A 6,115-nucleotide genomic window follows, 5' to 3' on the forward strand; every position below is an offset into this window, starting at 1 on the left:
TGTTCCGTGGCATCTTCATCGCGTTGGGCGCGGTCGCGATCAACAACTTCGCCTGGATCTTCTACGTCTTCGGCGCGTTCCTGCTCTACACCGCGTGGACGCTGGCCAAGGACACCGAGCACGACGACGACGGCGAGAACGCGATCGTGCGCTTCGCGCGCCGGTTCTTCAACGTGAAGGAGGAGTGGCACGGTCTCAAGCTCTTCATCAAGGACAACAAGAAGACGTACATCACCCCGATGTTCCTCGTGATCCTGTCGCTCGGCACGACCGACCTGCTCTTCGCGCTCGACTCGATCCCGGCGATCTACGGCCTCACCCAGGAGCCCTACCTGGTCTTCACGGCCAACGTGTTCGCGCTGATGGGCCTGCGCCAGCTGTACTTCCTGCTGGGTGACCTGCTCAAGAAGCTCATCTACCTGTCGCAGGGCCTGTCGGTGCTGCTCGCCTTCATCGGAGTCAAGCTCGTCCTGCACGCGCTGCACGAGAACGAGGTGCCGTTCATCAACGGCGGCGAGCACGTCAAGGTCTACGAGATCCCGACGCTCCTGAGCCTCGGTGTCATCGTCGGCATCCTGACCGTGACGGCCATCGTCAGCCTGACGGTGTCGAGCCGTCGCGAGAAGGCCGGCCTGACGGCCGAGGGCGGGCCCAAGCACTAGGACCCACCCCCGGCGCCTTCGGGGACGTCACTCGCCCAGCGAGTCGATGTCCTCGAAGGCGCTGTCGCCCTGCCCGGTCGCCTTGTTGATCGCGAAGGTCACGGCCCACAGGGCTACCCCGATCAGCATCATGACGCCCGCGATCTCGTAGACGATCGCGTCGCGGTCAGCCCACGGGCCGACCAGGAACAGGCACAGCACCGCGCCGACGTACGGCAGTGGACCGGGCGAGGAGAAGAACGTCTCGATGTGATCGTGACGCTTGCCGCGCAGCACCGCGCAGGCGACGTTGACGACGGCGAAGACACACAGCAGCAGCAGCGACGTGACCGTGGCCAGGTTGACCACGACGTTGCTCTTGGGGTCCTGCTGGACGTAGAAGATCAGAGCCAGCGCGAGGACCGTGGTGAACGCGATGCCCGCCCACGGTGTCTTGCGGCCGGGCAGCACGGCACCGAGCCGGCGGGGCAACACGTCCTGGCGGGCCATGCCGTAGATCAGCCGGCTCGCCATCAGCATGTTGATCAGCGCGGTGTTCGCGACCGCGAAGACGGCGAGGAACGGGAAGACCTTGTCGATCGGGAAGTCCGGCGCGCCGACCGACACGACTGACAGCAGCGCCCGGCCCTCCTCCTCGTTGATCGTGTTGATCTGGTCCGCGGACAGCACGCTGACGACCGAGATCGCCACCAGCATGTACAGCACGACCGCGATGCCGAGGCCCGTCAGCATGACCCGCGGGAAGATCCGCCGCGGCTCCTCGACCTCCTCGACCATGTTGACGGCGTCCTCGAAGCCGACCATCGCGAAGAACGCGATCGACGTCGCGGCGGTCACCGCGAGGAACATCCCCTTGTCGTCGGCGCTCTCGAACACCGTGATCCGGCTCAGGTCGCCGTCGCCGCGCGCGACGACGTAGAAGCCGATGCCGATGACGATCGCGAGTGCCGAGACCTCGACCAGCGTCAGGACGACGTTGAACTTGACGCTCTCGCCGACACCGCGGAGGTTGATGACCGCGAGCAGCACCATGAACCCCATCGCGATGGCCGTGATGGTGCCCGACCCGACCGGGTCGATCCAGCCGTTGATCTCCAGCCCGTCGGTCAGGAAGCCGGCCAGCGTCGCCGAGGCCGTCGAGGCGCTCGTGATGCCCGAGCAGACCACGGCGAACGCCACGATGAACGTGACGAAGTGGATGCCGAACGCCTTGTGGGTGTACAGCGCCGCGCCCGCGGCCTGCGGGAACTTGGTCACCAGCTCGAGGTAGGACAGGGCCGTGATGGTCGCGACGACGAATGCGAGGAGGAACGGCAACCAGACGACGCCGCCCACCTGTCCCGCCATCTGGCCGGTGACGGCGTAGATGCCGGCGCCGAGGATGTCACCAACGATGAAGAGCAGCAGGAGCCTGGGCCCCATGACTCGCTTCAGCTCGGTCGGTTGGCCCGATTGGGTGGTGTCTGTGCTCATGTGGATCCCCGTCGTGAAGTGGCGCCGGGCACGACGCTTTCGGACCACCCTCCACCGAGTGGCAGGAAGCCGCAAGCACGCGGTGTAGTTTCGTGTTCGTGGTGAATGTCAAGGGCAGCGTCCGTCGATGGGTCGGTCGGATGCTGGTCAAGCGCATCCAGAAGAACGGCATCGACCTCAGCGCGCTGTCCTTCATCCCCGACAAGACCAAGATTCCCCTGCAGCGCGAGGGCATGGACGCCCTGCCCGAGATCGCCGAGTGGCGCGCCACCGAGCCGATGCACAAGCTCGAGCTGCCGTTCACCTTCACGGCGTACCTCGTCACGGGCCACGACGAGACCCGCAAGGTCCTGACCGACCGTGACAGCTACAGCAACGACATCCGGCACCTGTTCCACGGTGACGGCCCGGCGACCGCCGAGGACATCGGTGGACTGGGCTTCACCGATCCGCCGCTGCACACCCGCCTGCGCAAGATCGTGACGCCCGAGTTCACGATGCGCCGGCTGGCCCGGCTCGAGCCCATGATCACCGAGTTCGTCGACGCCCAGCTGGACGCCCTGGAGGCCGAGGGGCCGGGCGCCGACCTCGCCAAGCACGTGGCGTTCCCGATCCCGTTCCAGACGATCTGCGCGCTGCTGGGCCTGGACTACGCCGACCGCGACGCGTTCGCCAAGCTCGGCAGCGACCGCTTCGACGCGACGAACGGGGGCGCGGCCGCATTCGGCGCGGTGTCGGACCAGCGCCGCTTCCTGTTCGAGGCGGTGGCGCGCCAGCGCAAGGAGCCGGGACCGGGCCTGATCGGCCAGATCGTGCGCGACGAGGGCGAGACCATCAGCGACTTCGACCTCGCGGGGCTGGCCGACGGCATCTTCACGGGCGGCTACGAGACCACGGCGGGCATGATCGCGCTCGGCACGATCGTGCTGCTGCGCGATCCGGTCTACGCCGACCTGGTCCGCAACGGGTCACCCCAGGACGTCGACCGGGTCGTCGAGGAGCTGCTGCGTTACCTGTCGGTCGTGCAGGTGGCCTTCCCGCGCTTCGCCAAGCAGGACATGACGTTGTTCGGCCAGGAGATCAAGGCGGGTGACGTGATCCTGGCATCGCTCAACGGCGCCAACCGTGATCCCGCGTCGGCGGGGGAGCGCCCCGACGAGTTCGACCCCCGCCGCACGCCCCCGAGCGGTCACCTGGCCTTCGGGCACGGGATCCATCGCTGCATCGGCGCCGAGCTGGCCCGGATGGAGCTGCGGATCGCGTTGCCCCGACTGTTCCGTCGGTTCCCCGACCTGGCCCTCGCGAAGCCGCCGGAGGAGCTCAGCTTTCGCCAGCTGTCCTTCGTCTTCGGCGTCGACGAGCTCCCCGTCACCTTCTAGCCCGTGGCGTCCTCCACCGAGACGACCGCGCAGATCGAGGCCTGGTTCGACGACCACGGACTGCCGTACTTCACGGGTGACCACGCCGACCGGGTCGAGGGCTGGCTGTCCAGCAAGCGGATCGTCGCGGCGCTGCTCCTGATCGTCGCCGTCGCGGTCGGCGCCGGCGTCCTGGTGGGTGTCGTGCTGGCCGACCGCGGATCGCTCGGCACGGCGGTCGGGGTGCTGGTGTTCCTCGCCCTGCTCGGACTCTTCGCCGGACGCCTGCTGCGGATGGGGACGATGCTGCGCTGGGCGATCCGTCGCACGTTCGGCTCCCTGGGGCTGATGTTCCCGCTGCTGACCCGTGCGCTGCCCCTGCTGCTGCTCGCCGTGACGTTCCTGTTCATCAACGCCGAGGTGTGGCAGGTCGCGGCGCTGATGTCCCGGCCCGTCCTGTGGGTGTCGGTGTTGTTCTTCGGCGTCATCGCCATGGTGTTCCTGCTCGTGCGCCTGCCCGAGGAGGTCCGCGAGGTCGAGCGCGACGTGGTCGGCGACCGGGTCGCCGAGTGCTGTGTCGGCACGCCCGCGGAGCAGGTCGCGCACGGCGCCTCGCCCGAGCCGGCCGACCTGCCCCGGTTCGCCCGCGCCAACCTGGTCCTCGTGCTCCTGTTCAACCAGGCGATCCAGGTCCTGCTGCTGGCCCTCGGCCTGTTCGCCTTCTTCGCGGTCTTCGGCTCGCTGACGATCCCGGACAGCACCGTCGAGGCCTGGACGGGCGCGGGCGTGACCGACCTGCCGTCCCTCGGTCGGATCATCCCGCTGACCAACGAGCTGTTCCAGGTGTCGGTGTTCCTGTCGGCATTCTCCGGGCTCTACTTCACGGTCTACGCCGTGACAGACGAGACCTACCGCAGCCAGTTCTTCGCCGGTGTCTCACACGAGCTGGAGCGTGCAGTCGCGGTCAACGCGGTGTACGTCTCGCTGTCCCGCGACGAACCCTAGGTCGGGGTCGGGGGCGTCTCGTCGATCGGCTCGCCCGTGGCGCACTGGTTGAGCGTGATCGCCTTGTTGCGGGCGAAGTGCTCCGACGAGCGGGCGGCCTCCGGGTAGTCGGCCGGCGCGAGGTTGGCGTAGTACTCCACGGCGTCCAGCAGGGCGTCGGCCTCCGGCTCGGGGCTGACCTCGGCGTACACCGTGGCCGGGACCTTGGCCCGCTCGAACCTGGCCACCGTCGCGGCGTAGTCGTGCCGGTTGAACTCGTCGATGCCGGCGCGCACCTGCTGGCACGTCCGCTGGAACGCCTCACCCGCCGTCAGACCCGGCGCGGGCGCCGCCGTGCTGCTGCCGCAGGCGCTGACGACCGCCAGCAGCGCCACTCCGACCGACGTCCTCATGCCTCCACGCTAGGGGCTGGCCCCGGATCTGCCCGTCGAACCAGGTCGCGCACGTTAAACCGGACGCGCGCTAGAACATGTGTTCGAGTGGACGTATCCTGCTCGGGTGAACCCCAACGGCACCAACCAGGGACGCCCGCTGTCGACGACGGACCCGTATGCCGTGCGGACTCCCGAGAACCCGCCGGTCTATCACGTGTGGGTCAACCTCTCGAACCTCGCCAACCAGAGCACGCAGGAGTATCCGGGGCTCGTCATCGGCTGGCGCCGGTCGTCGGACGGCTACGAGGCCCAGGTCGTCTACGTCATCCCCGGCAAGGTGCAGCGCTACAGCGACTCGGCCCTCGTGGCGTGGCTCCCCGCGCACAAGCTCAAGCCCCGGGACTGAGCCGGGCGGCGGTGCAGGAGTCGCCCTTCCGAACGCGCGGCGGTGCGTGAGTCGCCCCACCAGGCTTCCGACGGTGCAGGAGTCGCCCTTCCGGTCGCCGGAAGGGCGACTGGTGCACCGCTTACGCGCGGGGTCGGCTTCCGGGCTCCCGGTGCAGACTCAGGCCCCGGGACTGAGCCGGGTCGATCGGGGATAGGGGCCGCTGAGGCGTGGGCTCCGGTGGTGCGCCCCGGAGCGCAGGACCGACACGACGGCCATCCACGCGAGCGGCACCACGACGACCCAGTGGATCGTGACCGCGAACTCTCCGCCGTCATGTCCGCCCAGGTGCGTGGTCGGACCGCCGAGGAGGCCGGGCGACACCACGACCTCCAGGACCAGCAGGGCCAGCGCGGTCCACCACGACATCCGGAGGACGTCGTCTCGGGTCCGCGGCAACCTCGCCATCTCGCGAACGTACGTCCGCCCGAGCCGCTACGGCAGGGCCGAACGGCCTCACCAACCGCGTTCGCGCCACTCGGCCAGGTGCGGGCGCTCGGCGCCGAGCGTGGTGTCATGACCGTGCCCCGGGTAGACCCGGGTGTCGTCGGGGTAGGCGCCGAAGATCTTGGTCTCGACCTGGTCGACCAGCGTCGTGAAGTCCTCGGGGGACCAGGTCTTGCCGACGCCGCCGGGGAACAGGGAGTCGCCGGTGAACAGGTGGACGATCCCGTCGGGGTCGTCGTACGCCAGCACGATCGAGCCGGGTGTGTGGCCCTCGACCTCGATGACCTCGAGCTCGCAGGAGCCGACCCGGACCCGGGCGCCGGTCTGGACGCGGACGTCGACCGGCAGGGG

At 68.7% G+C, this 6,115-nt stretch carries 7 protein-coding genes and 1 pseudogene; 4 read left to right on the forward strand and 4 right to left on the reverse strand.

The genetic code is table 11. From position 1 onward, the window contains the following. A pseudogene (locus JWQ91_RS06250) lies at positions 1-662 on the forward strand (TerC family protein); the annotation flags it as partial. A gap of 27 nt (positions 663-689) precedes the next feature. Here JWQ91_RS06250 and JWQ91_RS06255 read toward each other — a convergent pair. Then, positions 690-2,135 carry an APC family permease gene (locus JWQ91_RS06255; RefSeq protein ID WP_297782002.1) on the reverse strand — a complete coding sequence of 482 codons (1,446 nt, stop codon included), beginning with the start codon at positions 2,133-2,135 and terminating at the stop codon, positions 690-692. Positions 2,136-2,233: 98 nt separating this feature from the next. Here JWQ91_RS06255 and JWQ91_RS06260 point away from each other — a divergent pair, with 98 nt between their 5' ends. Together JWQ91_RS06260 and JWQ91_RS06265 are read left to right on the forward strand one after the other, a co-directional pair. Next, complete coding sequence (locus tag JWQ91_RS06260; RefSeq protein WP_297782003.1) at positions 2,234-3,514, forward strand: cytochrome P450; 1,281 nt, start codon at positions 2,234-2,236, stop codon at positions 3,512-3,514. A gap of 3 nt (positions 3,515-3,517) precedes the next feature. Continuing rightward, positions 3,518-4,498, forward strand: coding sequence for a hypothetical protein (locus JWQ91_RS06265; protein WP_297782004.1), 981 nt, complete (start codon positions 3,518-3,520; stop codon positions 4,496-4,498). Here the strand turns inward: JWQ91_RS06265 and JWQ91_RS06270 are convergent. Further along, complete coding sequence (locus JWQ91_RS06270; RefSeq protein WP_297782005.1) at positions 4,495-4,890, reverse strand: hypothetical protein; 396 nt, start codon at positions 4,888-4,890, stop codon at positions 4,495-4,497. The genes JWQ91_RS06265 and JWQ91_RS06270 overlap by 4 nt on opposite strands. A gap of 106 nt (positions 4,891-4,996) precedes the next feature. Between JWQ91_RS06270 and JWQ91_RS06275 the strand changes: the two genes are divergently transcribed. Continuing rightward, complete coding sequence (locus tag JWQ91_RS06275) at positions 4,997-5,278, forward strand: hypothetical protein (protein WP_297782006.1); 282 nt, start codon at positions 4,997-4,999, stop codon at positions 5,276-5,278. 159 nt (positions 5,279-5,437) lie between these two features. On the opposite strand, the gene JWQ91_RS06280 is transcribed toward JWQ91_RS06275, so the two are convergent. Continuing rightward, positions 5,438-5,725, reverse strand: coding sequence for a hypothetical protein (locus JWQ91_RS06280; protein ID WP_297782007.1), 288 nt, complete (start codon positions 5,723-5,725; stop codon positions 5,438-5,440). 48 nt (positions 5,726-5,773) lie between these two features. Next, positions 5,774-6,115 (reverse strand): MBL fold metallo-hydrolase (locus JWQ91_RS06285; RefSeq protein ID WP_297782008.1); only part of this gene is annotated, 342 nt, incomplete at its 5' end.

It is taken from the genome of Aeromicrobium sp. (genome assembly GCF_025965075.1).
Classification (GTDB): Bacteria; Actinomycetota; Actinomycetes; order Propionibacteriales; family Nocardioidaceae; genus Aeromicrobium.